General features: G+C 75.4%; 15 protein-coding genes. 7 read left to right on the top strand and 8 right to left on the bottom strand.

Going from position 1 to position 13,142, the window contains the following annotated elements; translation table 11 throughout:
- Positions 1 to 5 precede the first annotated feature (5 nt).
- The 4 genes from BJ968_RS06120 to BJ968_RS06135 all read left to right on the top strand — a co-directional run bounded on the left by BJ968_RS06120 (position 6) and on the right by BJ968_RS06135 (position 3,579).
- Positions 6 to 1,124, top strand: coding sequence for an S-(hydroxymethyl)mycothiol dehydrogenase (locus tag BJ968_RS06120; protein WP_179750110.1), 1,119 nt, complete (start codon positions 6 to 8; stop codon positions 1,122 to 1,124).
- Entirely contained in the window at positions 1,121 to 1,747 is a 627-nt protein-coding gene (locus BJ968_RS06125) for an MBL fold metallo-hydrolase (RefSeq protein WP_179750112.1), read from the top strand. Before BJ968_RS06120 ends, BJ968_RS06125 begins: the two co-directional genes overlap by 4 nt.
- 80 nt (positions 1,748 to 1,827) lie before the next feature.
- A complete protein-coding gene (locus BJ968_RS06130; RefSeq protein ID WP_179750115.1) occupies positions 1,828 to 3,051 on the top strand; it encodes an AI-2E family transporter in 1,224 nt (407 codons plus the stop codon).
- Between the two features lie 99 nt (positions 3,052 to 3,150).
- Positions 3,151 to 3,579, top strand: coding sequence for a hypothetical protein (locus tag BJ968_RS06135; RefSeq protein ID WP_179750117.1), 429 nt, complete (start codon positions 3,151 to 3,153; stop codon positions 3,577 to 3,579).
- Between the two features lie 45 nt (positions 3,580 to 3,624).
- On the opposite strand, the gene ispF is transcribed toward BJ968_RS06135, so the two are convergent.
- Genes ispF through BJ968_RS06150 form a run of 3 tightly spaced genes read right to left on the bottom strand, consistent with a single transcriptional unit; the run spans position 3,625 to position 5,263 of the window.
- Entirely contained in the window at positions 3,625 to 4,104 is a 480-nt protein-coding gene (ispF, locus tag BJ968_RS06140; RefSeq protein WP_179750119.1) for a 2-C-methyl-D-erythritol 2,4-cyclodiphosphate synthase, read from the bottom strand.
- A complete protein-coding gene (gene ispD, locus BJ968_RS06145) occupies positions 4,101 to 4,784 on the bottom strand; it encodes a 2-C-methyl-D-erythritol 4-phosphate cytidylyltransferase (RefSeq protein WP_179756288.1) in 684 nt (227 codons plus the stop codon). Before ispD ends, ispF begins: the two co-directional genes overlap by 4 nt.
- Complete coding sequence (locus BJ968_RS06150) at positions 4,781 to 5,263, bottom strand: CarD family transcriptional regulator (RefSeq protein WP_012084764.1); 483 nt, start codon at positions 5,261 to 5,263, stop codon at positions 4,781 to 4,783. The genes ispD and BJ968_RS06150 overlap by 4 nt, the downstream gene beginning before the upstream one ends.
- A gap of 310 nt (positions 5,264 to 5,573) precedes the next feature.
- Here BJ968_RS06150 and BJ968_RS06155 point away from each other — a divergent pair, with 310 nt between their 5' ends.
- Positions 5,574 to 6,266, top strand: coding sequence for a hypothetical protein (locus BJ968_RS06155; protein WP_179750121.1), 693 nt, complete (start codon positions 5,574 to 5,576; stop codon positions 6,264 to 6,266).
- A 61-nt stretch (positions 6,267 to 6,327) separates the two neighbouring features.
- Here BJ968_RS06155 and BJ968_RS06160 read toward each other — a convergent pair whose 3' ends face one another.
- Together BJ968_RS06160 and BJ968_RS06165 are read right to left on the bottom strand one after the other, a co-directional pair.
- Entirely contained in the window at positions 6,328 to 7,008 is a 681-nt protein-coding gene (locus BJ968_RS06160) for a response regulator (RefSeq protein ID WP_179750123.1), read from the bottom strand.
- A complete protein-coding gene (locus BJ968_RS06165) occupies positions 7,005 to 8,261 on the bottom strand; it encodes a sensor histidine kinase (protein ID WP_343077859.1) in 1,257 nt (418 codons plus the stop codon). The genes BJ968_RS06160 and BJ968_RS06165 overlap by 4 nt, the downstream gene beginning before the upstream one ends.
- A gap of 187 nt (positions 8,262 to 8,448) precedes the next feature.
- Here BJ968_RS06165 and phoU point away from each other — a divergent pair, with 187 nt between their 5' ends.
- Together phoU and BJ968_RS06175 are read left to right on the top strand one after the other, a co-directional pair.
- Positions 8,449 to 9,114 (top strand): phosphate signaling complex protein PhoU, encoded by a 666-nt coding sequence (phoU, locus tag BJ968_RS06170; RefSeq protein ID WP_179750127.1) that lies wholly within the window; start codon positions 8,449 to 8,451, stop codon positions 9,112 to 9,114.
- Positions 9,115 to 9,174: 60 nt separating this feature from the next.
- Positions 9,175 to 9,867: a hypothetical protein gene (locus tag BJ968_RS06175; protein WP_179750129.1), complete on the top strand. Its 693-nt coding sequence runs from the start codon at positions 9,175 to 9,177 to the stop codon at positions 9,865 to 9,867.
- 26 nt (positions 9,868 to 9,893) lie between these two features.
- Here BJ968_RS06175 and BJ968_RS06180 read toward each other — a convergent pair whose 3' ends face one another.
- From BJ968_RS06180 to mshA, 3 genes are read right to left on the bottom strand one after another with little or no spacing between them, the layout of a single operon-like run.
- Positions 9,894 to 11,042 (bottom strand): glycosyltransferase, encoded by a 1,149-nt coding sequence (locus tag BJ968_RS06180; protein WP_179750132.1) that lies wholly within the window; start codon positions 11,040 to 11,042, stop codon positions 9,894 to 9,896.
- Position 11,043: 1 nt separating this feature from the next.
- Complete coding sequence (locus BJ968_RS06185) at positions 11,044 to 11,796, bottom strand: phosphoglyceromutase (protein WP_179750134.1); 753 nt, start codon at positions 11,794 to 11,796, stop codon at positions 11,044 to 11,046.
- A gap of 47 nt (positions 11,797 to 11,843) precedes the next feature.
- Positions 11,844 to 13,118, bottom strand: a complete 1,275-nt coding sequence (mshA, locus tag BJ968_RS06190; protein ID WP_343077860.1) for a D-inositol-3-phosphate glycosyltransferase — start codon at positions 13,116 to 13,118, stop codon at positions 11,844 to 11,846.
- Positions 13,119 to 13,142 lie beyond the last annotated feature (24 nt).

The raw sequence follows: 13,142 nt of genomic DNA on the forward strand, positions 1-13,142 counted from the left end.
CCCCCATGGCCTGGACCGTTCCCGCAGTGATCTCCCGCCGCAAGGGCGCCCCCGTCGAGACCGTCGACGTCGTGGTGCCCGAACCGGTCGCCGGTGAGGTCGTCGTCGACGTCGCCGCGTGCGGCGTCTGCCACACCGACCTGCACTACCGCGAGGGCGGCATCAACGACGACTACCCGTTCCTGCTGGGCCACGAGGCCGCCGGCACCGTCTCGGCGGTCGGGGAGGGCGTCACGAACGTCGCCGTGGGCGACACCGTGGTGCTGAACTGGCGCGCGGTGTGCGGGCAGTGCCGGGCCTGCAAGCGGGGCCGGCCGCAGTACTGCTTCGCCACCCACAACGCCACGCAGAAGATGACGCTGACCGACGGGACGCCGCTGTCGCCGGCGCTGGGCATCGGCGCCTTCGCCCCCAAGACCCTCGTGGCGGCCGGGCAGGCCACCCGCGTGGACACCTCGATCTACGACGGCACCGGCCGCTCCTACGACCCGGCCGTGGCCGGGCTGCTGGGCTGCGGGGTCATGGCCGGCCTGGGCGCGGCCGTCAACACCGCCCCGGTGCAGCGCGGGGACACCGTCGCGGTCATCGGCTGCGGCGGCGTGGGGGCGGCCGCGGTGGCCGGGGCGGTGCTGGCCGGGGCGCGCCGGATCGTCGCGATCGACCTGGACGACCGCAAGCTGGGCTGGGCCCGGCAGCTGGGCGCGACCCACACCGTGAACTCGCGCGGGCTGGACGAGGCCGGGGTCGTCTCGGCGGTGCAGGAGCTCACCGACGGTTTCGGCGCCGACGTCGTCATCGACGCGGTCGGGCGCCCGGAGACGTGGCGGCAGGCGTTCTACGCCCGCGACCTGGCCGGCACGGTCGTCCTGGTGGGGGTGCCCACCCCGCAGATGCAGCTGGAGGTGCCCCTGCTGGACGTCTTCGGCCGCGGCGGGGCGCTGAAGAGCTCCTGGTACGGCGACTGCCTGCCCGAGCGGGACTTCCCGCAGCTGCTGGAGCTGCACGCGCAGGGGCGGCTGCCGCTGGACGCCTTCGTCTCCGAGCGCATCGGCCTGGGCGACGTGGAGGAGGCCTTCGCCACGATGGCGCGCGGTGAGGTCCTGCGCAGCGTGGTGGTCCTGTGAGCGCGCGGGTCGAGCACCTGGTGACGTCGGGCACGTTCTCCCTGGACGGGCAGACGTTCGACGTCGACAACAACGTCTGGATCGTGGGCGACGACCAGCAGGTGGTCGTCGTCGACGCCCCGCACGACGCCGACGCCATCGCCGCCGCGATCGGGGACCGGCGCCTGCTGGCGGTGGTCTGCACGCACGCCCACGACGACCACGTCCGCGAGGCCCCCCGCCTCGCGGCGCGGTTCGGAGCCCCGGTGCTGCTGCACCCGGCCGACCGCGAGGTCTGGGACCTGACGAACGCGGGGACCGCCACCCAGGACCTTGCCCACGGCGAGGTGATCACCGTCGCCGGCACGGACCTGCACGTCCTGCACACCCCCGGGCACACGCCCGGGTCGGTGTGCCTGTACGCCCCGGAGCTGGCCACGGTCTTCACCGGCGACACCCTGTTCGCCGGCGGGCCCGGGGCCACCGGGCGCTCCTTCTCCAGCTTCCCCACGATCGTCGACTCGCTGCGCGACGTGCTGTTCGAGCTGCCCGCCGAGACCCGCGTCCACACCGGCCACGGCCAGGACACGACGATCGGCGACGAGAGCCCGCACCTGCGGGAGTGGGTCGACCGGGGCCACTGAGGCCCCGGCCTCCGCGGCGGCCCCGCGGGGGCCCGGCGCCGCGAGGTGCCGGGCTGGGTGTCTCCTGAGACCATCCCCGGGTGAGTGATCAGCCGGACACCCCGCCCACCACCGCGTCCCGCGGCCCCCGCGAGCGCCCCACCCGGGTCGTGGAGCGCGGGGTCACCGAGGCCTCCCGCTGGACCCTGCGCCTCCTCGTGATCGGGGTCGGCGTCGCGGGCCTGGTCTGGCTGCTCGGCAAGGGCTGGTCGCTGCTCCTGCCGCTGCTGCTGGCGATCCTGCTCAGCGCGATCCTGTGGCCGCTGGCGCAGGTGCTGCGGGCGGTGCTGCCGCGCTCCCTCGCCGCGCTGGTGTCGCTGCTGCTGCTCATCGCCGTCGTGGTGGGCATCTTCGCGGCCCTCATCCCCAACGTGGCCGGGCAGGCCGGGGAGGTGGCCGACTCCGCCGTCGCGGGCCTGGACAAGGTGCAGGTCTGGGTCACCGGCCCGCCGCTGAACCTGGGCGACGACGAGATCGGCAACCTCGTCGACCAGGGCATCACCGAGCTGCAGACGAACGCGCAGACCATCGCCCTCAGCGTGGTGGGCGGCGTCGGCACGGTCGGGGCCAGCATCGGGTCCGGCGTCGTGACGTTCCTGCTGGTCCTGGTCCTGGCGTTCTTCTGCCTGTCCGACGGCGACCGCCTGCTGCCGTGGTCGCGGCGCTGGATGAGCGCGGAGGCGCACCGGCACACCACGGCGCTGGGCACGCGCGTGTGGGCCGCCGTCCGCGGCTACATCCTGTCCCAGGCGGCCGTCGCGCTCGTCGACGCCCTGTTCATCGGCATCGGCCTGGCCGTCGTCCGGGTGCCGTTCGCCCTGCCGCTGGCCGTGGCCATCTTCTTCGCCGCCTTCATCCCCATCGTCGGGGCCGTCGTGACCGGCGTCGTGGCCGTCCTCGTGGCGCTGGTGACGCTGGGCTGGGTGCAGGCGCTCATCGTGCTGGGCATCGTGCTCCTGGTGCAGCAGCTGGAGGGCAACGTCCTGCAGCCGCTGCTGGTCGGCAAGTCGCTGGCCCTGCACCCCGCGGTCGTCATCGGCTCGGTGACCGTCGGCGGCACCCTGTTCGGCATCACGGGCGCGTTCCTGGCGGTGCCGGTGGCGGCGATCATCACGGTGGTCCTGCGGTACGTGCACCACGAGCTCGTCCCGGACGAGCCGGAGAACCCGCAGGCCGAGGAGTCCAACCGCCGCCGCCGGCGGGTCCGGCACCCGCAGGAGTCGTCCCCGCAGGCGCCGTCCGGTGAGGCGCCCGGGCAGGGCTGAGGACCTCCCGCGCAGGACGGGCCGGGCCCTGGCGCCCGGCCCGTCGCGGTGGGACCCTGGGAGCGGCGACGACACTGGCGACGACGCTGGAGGTGCCCCGTGGACAGACGACGAGTCGGACGTGGCGGGTTGCGCGCGGAGCTGTCCCCCGACCCGCACGAACCCCGGCTGGTGCTGCGCGACGAGGACGGGATCGTGAGCGTCCTGCACGTGCGCCACGACCGGTTGCCGGAGGTGCGCGAGGCGCTGGGCCGGGCGGCGCCGGAGTGCTCGTGCGTCCTGGAGGTCGTCGACGACCACGGGGACGTGCAGACCTGGGGACGGTTCGTCGCCCCGCACCACGCGGCCGCCACCGGCCTGGTCCTGCTCGCGTGCGACCGGCACTCCGACCACGCCGTCGTGCGCGCGGTGCGGCCGCGCCCGGTGGGGGCGCAGGACCTGGGCCGGGGTTCGGAGCGGCTGGGCGAGGAGCTGGTCCGCGTCACGACGGCCCGGCCCCCGGCGTGGTGGGAGCCCCAGCGGCTGTGACGGCGGCCCGCCACGACCCCCGGGACCGGCCCGGGGGGCGGTCCCTCAGCGGGGGACGACGAGCGCGGTGGCGACGGCGGCGATGCCCTCGCCGCGGCCGGTGAGCCCCAGGCCGTCGGTCGTGGTGCCGGCGACGGAGACGGGCGCGCCGACGGCCGCGCTGAGCGCGTCCTGCGCCTCGGCGCGGCGGCGGCCGATCTTCGGCCGGTTGCCGACGACCTGCACCGAGACGTTGCCGATCTCGAACCCGGCCTCGCGCACCAGCCGCGCGGCCTCGCCCAGCAGCCGGGCCCCGGAGGCCCCGGCGAGCTCGGGGCGCGCGGTGCCGAAGTGCGCGCCGAGGTCGCCGAGCCCCGCGGCGGCGAACAGCGCGTCGCAGCAGGCGTGCGCCGCGACGTCGCCGTCGGAGTGCCCCTCGGGACCGGACGTCTCCTCCGGCCACAGCAGGCCCGCGACCCAGCACGGCCGGCCCAGCGCCAGGGGGTGGACGTCGATCCCGGTGCCCACGCGCGGCAGCGCGTTCACGCGGTGACCTCCGCGGCCAGCAGCGCCTCGGCCAGCAGCAGGTCGAGCGGGCGGGTGACCTTGAAGGCCCGGTCGTCGCCGGGGACGGTCACGACGGGGTGGCCGAGGGCTTCGAGCATCCCGGCGTCGTCGGTGGCGGCGGCCCCGGGCACGGCCGCGGCGTGCACGGCGCGCAACACGGGCGCGGAGAAGCCCTGCGGCGTCTGCACGGCGACCAGTTCGCTGCGGTCCACGGTCTCCAGCACGCGCCGGCCCGCGACGCGCTTGACGGTGTCGGAGACGGGCAGCACCGGGACGACCCCGGGTGCCCCGGCGCGCACGGCGTCCACCACGGAGGCGAAGACGGCCGGGGGCGTCAGGCAGCGGGCGGCGTCGTGCACGAGGACGACGTCGACGTCGGCGGGCAGCGCGTCCAGACCGCACCGGACGGAGTCCTGGCGCTCGGTCCCACCGGCCACCACGACGACGTCGGGCACCACGGGGCGGAGCAGCTCGCGGACCTCCTCGCACGCGCCGGCGGGCGCGACCACGACCACGGCGTCCAGGACACCGGAGGCCGTGGCGCGCTGCACGGCGTGCACGAGCAGGGGAACCCCGTCGAGGGGTACGAGAGCCTTGGGGCGGTCAGCGCCGAGGCGGTCGCCCCGGCCGGCGGCCGGGACGACGAGCGCCGAGCTCAGGAGGCCAGGACCTCGTCGAGCAGCGACTCGGCCTTGTCCTCGTTGGTGTTCTCGGCGAGCGCGAGCTCGGAGACGAGGATCTGCCGCGCCTTGGCGAGCATGCGCTTCTCGCCGGCCGAGAGGCCGCGGTCCTGGTCGCGGCGCCACAGGTCGCGCACGACCTCGGCGACCTTGACGACGTCGCCGGAGGCCAGCTTCTCGAGGTTGGCCTTGTAGCGGCGCGACCAGTTGGTCGGTTCCTCGGCGTACGGGGTGCGCAGCACCGAGAACACCCGGTCCAGCCCCTCGCGCCCCACGACGTCGCGGACCCCGACCAGGTCCACGTTGTCCGCCGGCACCTCGATGGTGAGGTCGCCCTGGGCGACCTTCAGCACGAGGTACAGCTTGTCCTCACCCTTGATGGTGCGGGTCTTGATCTCTTCGATCAGTGCTGCCCCGTGGTGGGGGTAGACGACCGTTTCGCCGACCGTGAAAGCCATAGAAGGTGACCCCTTTCCCTGCACCCAGGTTACCACGCTGGAAAGGGGCTGGACAGCCCCGGCCGGAGCGTTTGCGCAGGTCAGAGGCACGCGGGGAGGAAATCGGGGCTTGACAGCGCCGGATCTCCGTGCTGCGCAGGGGGTCCGCGGGGTCGCGCACGGTGATCACGCAGGCACGCGCCGCTGCGCGGGGGGTGCGTCCGTGTCGTGACGGGGCCGTGATCGCGACGTGATCGACGCGACCGACGTCACGGCGGCACCGACCCGCCTCACCTGCGGCGGCCACGACGACAGCCGGTAGTGTGACCGCGTGACGCTCCAGACCCGTTCCCTGCCCCGTCGCGAGTGGACCCGCAGCGCGTGGACCCGGACCGCTCGCCGGTCGGCCGCCGGTGTCGTGACCGCAGCCGCTGCCCTGGGGCTCGCGGGCTGCTCGGTCTTCTCCCCCGCCACGGTCCTCAAGCCGTACGACCCCAGCGACGGCGTGAGCGCCTCCCTCGGCGAGGTGCAGATCCGCAACGTCCTGCTCGTCTCCAGCGGGGTCGACGAGCCCGGCGTGCTGTCGGCGGTCCTGGTGAACTCCGGCGCCCAGCCGCAGGACGTGTCCGTCTCGGTCGACGTGGACGCCGGGGCCCCGACGTCGCAGTCCTTCTCCCTCGAGGGGAACACCTCGCTGCGCCTGGGCGACCCCTCGGCCGTCGACGCCGACACCTCCGCGGCCGACACCTCCGACAGCCGGGAGCCGGTCGGTTGGCTCCAGGTCCCCCAGCTCCCCGTCACCCCCGGCCAGACCGTGCCGGTGACGTTCAGCGTCGGCGACCAGCGGGCCGAGGTCGACGCCCAGGTCATGCTCCCCTGCTTCGAGTACGCGACCGTCACCCCGACGGCCCCGGCCCCCGAGGCCACCGCCACCGCCCCCGCCGCGGCGACCCCGACGGAGTCGGTCACCTGCGGCCCGCAGGTCGGCGAGACCAGCAGGCTCGGCGACTCCGAGCAGGACTGAGCACGTCAGCACGAGGGGGGCGGTCCCGGCCGGGACCGCCCCCCTCGTCGTACCGCCCCGCTCAGCTCTCGAACTTGTAGCCGAGCCCGCGCACGGTCACGAGGTGGCGCGGGTTGGCCGGGTCCGGCTCGATCTTGGCCCGCAGCCGCTTGACGTGGACGTCGAGGGTCTTGGTGTCCCCCACGTAGTCCGACCCCCAGACGCGGTCGATGAGCTGGACCCGCGTCAGCACGCGGCCGGCGTTGCGCAGCAGCAGCTCCAGGAGCTCGAACTCCTTCAGCGGCAGCGGCACCCGCTCCCCGCGGACCGTCACGACGTGCCGGTCGACGTCCATCCGCACCCCGCCGGCCTCGACCGTGGTCTGCACCAGCTCCTCCGGTTCGGCACCGCGGCGCAGCACCGCCCGGACCCGGGCCAGCAGCTCGCGCGAGGAGTAGGGCTTGGTGACGTAGTCGTCGGCGCCGATCTCGAGCCCCACGACCTTGTCGATCTCCGAGTCCTTCGCCGTCAGCATGATCACCGGGACGCTGGAGCGCGTCCGCAGCTGCCGGCACACCTCCGTCCCGGGCAGGCCCGGGAGCATGAGGTCGAGCAGGACCAGGTCGGCGCCGGCCTTGTCGAACTCCTCCAGGGCGTCCGGGCCGTTCTCGGTGACCGCCACGTCGTAACCCTCCCGCCGCAGCAGGTAGGACAGCGGGTCCGAGAACGACTCCTCGTCCTCGACCACCAGGATGCGCGTCACGGTCGGACCTCCAAGGGGGTGTTCGGTGCGGTGCGCCGGCCGGCGGGAGCCGCCGTCCCGGGCGTTCGGGCGGTGGGTCGCTCGGCGGGGCCGGCGTCGGGGTCGGGCAGCCGCAGCGTGAAGGTGGACCCCTCGCCCTCGGCGCTCCAGACCTTGACGTCGCCACCGTGGTTGCCGGCGATGTGCTTGACGATGGACAGCCCCAGGCCCGTGCCCCCCGTGGACCGGGACCGGGCCGGGTCCACGCGGTAGAACCGCTCGAAGATGCGGTTCAGGTCGGCCTGGCTGATGCCCACCCCGCGGTCGGAGACGGCGAGGTCGATCGTCGGGACCTGCTGGCCCGCGGGGGTGCCGATGACGCGGCCGACGCCCCGGCGCACCTCCACCACGACGCGGCTGCGCTCGGGGGAGTACGCCAGGGCGTTGTGCACCAGGTTGCGCAGGGCCGTGACGAGCAGCTCCTTGTCGCCCTGCACGTGCAGCCCCCGCTGGCCCGTGACGACCACCTCCGAGCCGCGCTGCTGCGCCACGGTGCTGACCCGGTCCACGGCCTCGGCGACGACCTGGTCGACCTCCAGCGTCTCGGGCCGGAAGACCGTCTCGGCGGCCTGCAACCGCGACAGGTCGATGATCTCCTTGACGAGGGTCGCCAGCCGGGTCGACTCCCGGCGCATCCGGCCGGCGAAGTGCCGCACGGCGTCCGGGTCGTCGGCGGCGTCCTCGACGGCCTCGGACAGCAGCGACAGCGCCCCCACGGGCGTCTTCAGCTCGTGGCTGACGTTGGCGACGAAGTCGCGGCGCACGGCCTCGACCCGGCGCGACTCGGTGCGGTCCTCCAGCAGCAGCAGGACGTGGTGCGGCCCCAGCGGCGTCACCCGGGCCAGCACGACGGCGGGCGGGCGGCCCAGCCCCGTGCCGAGCTCGGTCTCGGTCTCGCGCACCCGCCCGTCGCGGCGGCAGGCGCGCACCATCTCGCGCAGCTGGGCGTCGACGAGCTCACCCCCGGAGACGACACCGGTGGCGTAGGAGGCGGCGCTGGCCTTGACGACCTGGTCGTCGGCGGCGAGGACGACGGCCGAGGACCGCAGCGCCATGAGGACCTCGCTCACCCCCGGCGGCAGGGCCCCCACGGGGCGCGAGTCCTCGGGCGAGGCGTGCTGCAGGCGCTCGGAGAGCCGGAACGCGAGGACACCCGCGGCACCGGCCAGCACGCCGACCGCCGCGGCGATCGAGACGGAGACCTCGCCGAGCACAGGACCAGCGTACGGTTGCCGCAGGACCACCTCGGGCCGACGCCGTGACGCCGGCCACCGGGCGGGCAGATGTTCACCCACCGGGGGCCGCCCGTTCACCCTGCCCTGACAGCGTGGTCCGGGCAGCATGACCGCGGAACGTCCCCCGAGCGCGGGGGCGGTCCCACCGAACGCCCTGGAGGCACCCGTGCGCAACGTGTACCACGACGAGCTCAGCGGGCTGGTGGACACCCTCGTCGAGATGACGCAGCTCGCGGAGTCGGCCATGACGCGCGCCACCACCGCCCTGCTGGACACCGACCGCGAGCTCGCCGAGACGGTCATCTCCGCCGACCGGCGCATCGACGACCTGCAGCGCGACCTCGAGGACCGCGCCGTGGGGGTCCTGGCCCGCCAGTCCCCCGTCGCGACCGACCTGCGGGTCGTCGTCACCGCGCTGCGCATGAGCTCCAGCCTGGAGCGCATGGGCGACCTGGCCCGGCACGTCGCCAAGCTGGCCCGGCTGCGCTACCCCGACCCCGTCGTCCCCGCCGAGCTGCGCGCGACCGTCCTGGAGATGGGGCAGGTCGCCGAGCGGATCGTCGCCAAGGCCGGCAGCGTCATCGCCAGCCGCGACCTCGCCCTGGCCGCCGAGATGGAGCTCGACGACGACCAGATGGACGCCCTGCACCGGCAGGTCTTCGAGCAGGTCCTGGGCCGCACCTGGGACCACCCCACCGAGGTGGCCGTCGACCTGACGCTGTGCAGCCGCTACTACGAGCGCTTCGCCGACCACGCGGTGTCGGTGGCCAAGTCGGTGCTGTTCCTGGTGACGGGCTCGCGCGACGAGGACGTTGCCGCGCAGCACTTCTGAGCCCGCGCGGGGGTCCGCACGGACGCGCCGCCCCCGGGGGCGAGGTGTAGCGTCGAGCCCGTGATCACGCGATGGCGCGCCACCGGCGCGCGCCCGGCGGCGCGGGGCCGCGCGCTGGGGACGGCGGCCGCGGTGGTCGCCGGGCTGGCCGCCTGCGGCGGGGGTGCGCCCGACCCCGCGCCCACGACGACCACCGCCTCGGCCGCCCCGACGACGGCCCCCACGACGGCGACGGTCACGTCGGCCTCCGCCGGCCCCACCAGCACCGGGCCCGGCTTCGACTGCCCGTCGGTCCAGGCCGCGCAGGAGGTGCTCGACGAGGACTACTCCGCCGAGCTGGACCGGCTCGGGATCAAGCGCGGGGACCCGCGGGCCCAGTCGGTGTTCACCGTCGTGACGACGAACGAGGGACCGACGTACTACGCCGCGGTCCTGGCCGCCGCGCCGCCGGAGGCCACGCCGGACGCGCAGGTCGTGCTCGACTACTACGCCCGGCTCGCCACCCAGGTCGGCACGCTGGACGCCGGGACCGGCTCGGCGGAGGACCTGGCGGCGGCCATGGACGCCCTCGACGAGGCGAGCGTGGTCGTCAACCCCGACCCCGCGGCCGCCACGCGGGTGGTGGAGGCGCAGGAGCGGTTGCAGGCCGCGGTGGAGCAGGCCTGCGCGGAGGCCTCCTCCAGCCCCTCCTCCACGCCGTCCGGGTCCACCGGCAGCCCCGGCGGTGCCGCGACGGGCACCACGGACAGCTGAGCGGCGACCCCAGCTGACCGGCGACGTCAGCTGAGCAGCGAGGCCAGCACCCGCGCCGACGCCACGGCGGCCTGGTCCTGGTCGAAGTCCCACGCCCGCGCCGGACCACGCAGCGCCTTGCGCCGCAACGGCCCGGGGTCGGCGAGGAAGTCCAGGACGGCCCCGGCGAGCGCGGCGGGGTCCTCGGGGGCGACGAGGTCGCCGACCTCGCCGTCGCGCAGCACGTGGCGCGGGCCCGTGGGGCAGTCGGTCGCGACGACGGGGGTCCCGTGCGCCAGCGCCTCCAGGAGCACGAGGCTGCCGTTGCCCTCGTACCGCGAGGACAGGACGAACAGGTCGGCCCCGGCGAGCAGGTTCTGCAGGTTGCCGACGTGACCGGCGAAGTCGACGCGGTCGGCGACGCCGAGCAGGTCCGCCCGCGAGCGCAGGTCCGCCTCGTCCTCCCCCGCGCCGACCAGGACCAGCTCGACGTCGCCGCCGGCCGAGACGACGCGCGCGAGGGCGTCGAGCAGGACGTCGAAGCCCTTCTGGGCCGTCAGCCGGCCCGCCGCCACGAGCCGGGTGCGCCCGGACGTCGAGCGCACCGGCCCGCCCGTGGCGCTCACCCGCGCCAGCGTGGCGGCGACGTCGATGCCGACGTCGACGCTGTGGACGCGCTCGGCGGGCACGCCGACCTCGAGGACGTCGGGCACCAGGCCGGGCGAGACGCAGACCGCGGCGTCGACCCGCTGGTGGACCTGGGTCAGCAGCGGCCGCAACCGGGCCGGGGTCCACGCCGCGACGGCGCGCGGCAGCGAGCTCTGCACGAGGACGACGAAGGGTTTGCGGGCCAGCCGGGCCGCGGCCCAGCCGATGAGCACGCCGTAGCCGACCTCGCTGCCGGAGACGACCACGTCGGCCCGGCGGGCGTGCCGCAGCGTGCTGGCCACGACCCGCGGGGCGGCCGAGCGGAAGCGCCGCACCCGGTCGCTGCCCCACCGGGTGTCCAGCGCGGGGTCGGGCGCGAGCATCGGCCCGTCGGGCTCGACGTCCTCCAGGACCAGGAAGCGCACGCGGGCGCCGAGGTCCTGCCAGCGGCGGGCGAGGTCCAGGGAGACCCGCAGGCCCCCGTTGTCCCGCAGCGCGCCCTCGATGAGCAGGACGCGCGGCCCGGGGGCCGCGGGCGGCTGCGTCAACTCAGCGGCCCTGGTTGGCCACCGCCGCCGCGGCGGCGGCCGCCGCGGCCGGGTCCAGGTACTCCCCGCCGGGGACGAGGGGCTTCAGGTCGGCGTCGAGCCGGTACACCAGCGGGATGCCCGTGGGGATGTTCAGGCCCGCGATGTCGGTGTCGGAGATGCCGTCGAGGTGCTTGACCAGGGCGCGCAGGGAGTTGCCGTGGGCGGCGAGCAGGACGGTCCGGCCGGCGCGCAGGTCCGGGACGACCTCCTCGGTCCAGTACGGCAGCATCCGGGCGACGACGTCGGCCAGGCACTCGGTGCGCGGCGCGTCCGCGCCGAGGCCGGCGTAGCGGGGGTCGCCGTCCTGGGAGAACTCCGAGCCGAGCTCGATGGGCGGCGGCGGGGTGTCGTAGGAGCGGCGCCACAGCATGAACTGCTCCTCGCCGAACTCGGCGAGCGTCTGCTTCTTGTCCTTGCCCTGCAGCGCACCGTAGTGGCGCTCGTTGAGGCGCCAGGACCGCTTGACGTCGATCCAGTGGCGGTCGGCCGCGTCGAGGGCCAGGAACGCCGTGGTGATCGCGCGGCGCAGCACGGAGGTGTGGACGACGTCGGGCAGGACGCCGGACTCGACGAGCATCTTCCCGCCCGCGGTGGCCTCGGCCCGCCCCTTCTCGGACAGGGCCACGTCGACCCAGCCGGTGAAGAGGTTCAGGGCGTTCCACTCGCTCTCGCCGTGGCGGAGGAGGACGAGGGTGTGCGCCGCTTCAGTCATGGGCGGCACCCTACCGAGGGCGGGCGCCGCTCCTGCGCACGCCCGTCCTACGCGCGCCTGGCCTCGACGGCGCGCGCGTACAGCTCCAGCGTCGCCTCGGCGGTCGCGCCCCACCCGAAGCCCCGGGCGCGGGCGGCGGCGCGCCGCCCCAGGCCGGCGCGCCGGTCGGGGTCGTCGAGCAGGTCGGCCAGGGCCCGCGCCCACGTCCGCGGGTCGTGGTCGGGCACCAGGACGCCGGTGCCGGTCAGCGGGTCGGCGTCCACGGCGGTGCGCAGACCGCCCACGGCGGCCGCCACGACGGGCGTCCCGCAGGCCTGGGCCTCCAGGGCCACCAGCCCGAAGGACTCGTTGTACGAGGGGACGGCCACGAGGTCGGCGGCGCGGTAGTGGTCGGCCAGCACCTCCCGCGGCGTGGGCGGGGCCAGGTGCACGACGTCGTCCAGGCCGAGCTGGGCGACGAGCTCGGCCAGCGACTCCGGGTGCGCCGTGCCGGACCCGCTGGGGCCGCCGAGGACGACCACGCGCAGCCGCTCGCGGCGCCACGGCTGCTCGCGCAGCAGGACCGCGGCGGCCCGCACGAGCAGGTCGGGCGCCTTGAGGGGCTGGATGCGGCCCACGAAGAGCAGCACGTGCGCGTCGGCGGGCCAGCCGAGCCGTTCCCGGGAGGCGGCGCGGCCGGGCCCGGGGCCGAAGGTGTCCAGGTCGACGCCCGGCGGGACGACGGCCACCTTGGCCGGGTCCGCGCCGTACAGGGTCACCAGGTCGTCGCGCTCGGCGCCGGTGTTGGCCACGAGCCGGTCGGCGGCGTCGACGACCTGCTGCTCGCCGATGACGCGGCCGGCCGGTTCGGGCACGTCCCCCTCGGCGAGGGCGGCGTTCTTCACCTTGGCCATGGTGTGCATGGAGTGCACCAGCGGCACGTCCCAGCGGTCGGCCGTCAGCCAGCCGACCTGCCCCGAGAGCCAGTAGTGGGAGTGGACGACGTCGAAGTGGTGCTCGTCCTGGTGGGCCTCGGCGTGCAGCACCCCGGCGGTGAAGGCGCACAGCTGCCCGGGCAGGTCCTCCTTGGCCAGCCCCTCGTAGGGGCCGGCGGCCACGTGCCGGACGCGGACGCCGGGGACGTCGTCGACGACGGGCGGCTGGTCGGAGGAGGTGCGGCGGGTGAAGACCTCGACCTCCACGCCCCGGCGGGCCACCTGCCGGGCCAGCTCCAGGACGTACACGTTCATGCCGCCGGCGTCCCCCGTGCCCGGCTGGGCCAGCGGGGAGGTGTGGACGGAGACGACGGCGACGCGCGAGAGCGCGCGTGAGCTGCCGTGCACGTGCCCCCCTCTCCCCCGCGGTCG

Origin of the sequence: Kineococcus aurantiacus, from assembly GCF_013409345.1 — a bacterium.
Lineage (GTDB): Bacteria > Actinomycetota > Actinomycetes > Actinomycetales > Kineococcaceae > Kineococcus > Kineococcus aurantiacus.

What these genes read in the sequence shown, in the direction of transcription:
- BJ968_RS06185 (WP_179750134.1), bottom strand. Translation starts at nt 11,796, where the DNA reads ATGACTGAAGCGGCGCACACCCTCGTCCTCCTCCGCCACGGCGAGAGC.
- BJ968_RS06120 (WP_179750110.1), top strand. Translation starts at nt 6, where the DNA reads ATGGCCTGGACCGTTCCCGCAGTGATCTCCCGCCGCAAGGGCGCCCCC.
- BJ968_RS06150 (WP_012084764.1), bottom strand. Translation starts at nt 5,263, where the DNA reads ATGGCTTTCACGGTCGGCGAAACGGTCGTCTACCCCCACCACGGGGCA.